We start from the raw sequence: 847 nt of genomic DNA, 5'->3' as shown, positions 1-847 counted from the left end.
GGTGATCCGCGCGGCGCTGACCGCTGCCGGGCTGACCGCCGACCAGGTCGACGCCGTCGAGGCGCACGGCACCGGCACCCGGCTCGGCGACCCGATCGAGGCGCGGGCGCTGCTCGCCACCTACGGCCAAGGGCGGCCCACCGAACGGCCGTTGTGGCTCGGCTCGGTCAAGTCCAACCTCGGCCACACCCAGGCGGCGGCGGGCGTCGCGGGCGTGATCAAGATGGTGCAGGCGCTGCGGCACGGCGTGCTGCCGCGCACCCTGCACGTGGACCGGCCGACCCGCGAGGTGGACTGGACGGCGGGCGCGGTCGCGCTGCTCACCGAACCGGTGGACTGGCCGCGCGGCGAGGAGCCCCGGCGGGCCGGGGTCTCGTCGTTCGGCGTCAGCGGGACGAACGCGCACGTCGTCCTGGAGGAGGCACCCGAGGAGCCCGCGGAGGCCGAGGCACCCGAGAAGCCCGCGGAGTCGCCGGCTGTGGGCGCCGGCACGCCCGCCCGCGTGCTGCCGTGGCTGCTCTCGGCCCGGACCCGGGGCGGACTCGCCGCCCAGGCCGCCCGGCTGGCGGTGGCGATCGGACCGGAGGCCGAACCCGCCGACCTCGCACGCTCGTTGGCGACCACCCGGACGGCCCTGGAACACCGGGCGGTGGTGACCGGCCGAGGCCTGGACAGCCTGCTCGGCGGGCTGCGCTCCCTCGCGGACGGCGAGCCCGGGGGCGGCGTCGTCACGGGGACGGCCACCGGGGACGCCCGGGTGGTGTTCGTGTTTCCGGGGCAGGGGTCGCAGTGGGTGGGGATGGGGGCTGAGCTGCTGGATTCCTCGCCGGTGTTCGCGGCGCGGATC

The 847-nt window shown here is 77.3% G+C and carries 1 protein-coding gene; it reads left to right on the top strand.

Annotated features, from left to right (window positions below; translation table 11 throughout):
- Positions 1-847: ketoacyl-synthetase C-terminal extension domain-containing protein (locus VM95_RS37770; protein WP_045706044.1), on the top strand; the 847-nt coding region annotated here is incomplete at both ends.

It is taken from the genome of Streptomyces rubellomurinus (assembly GCF_000961885.1).
Classification (GTDB): domain Bacteria; phylum Actinomycetota; class Actinomycetes; order Streptomycetales; family Streptomycetaceae; genus Kitasatospora; species Kitasatospora rubellomurina.
This window is presented reverse-complemented; position numbering and strand designations above follow the sequence as displayed.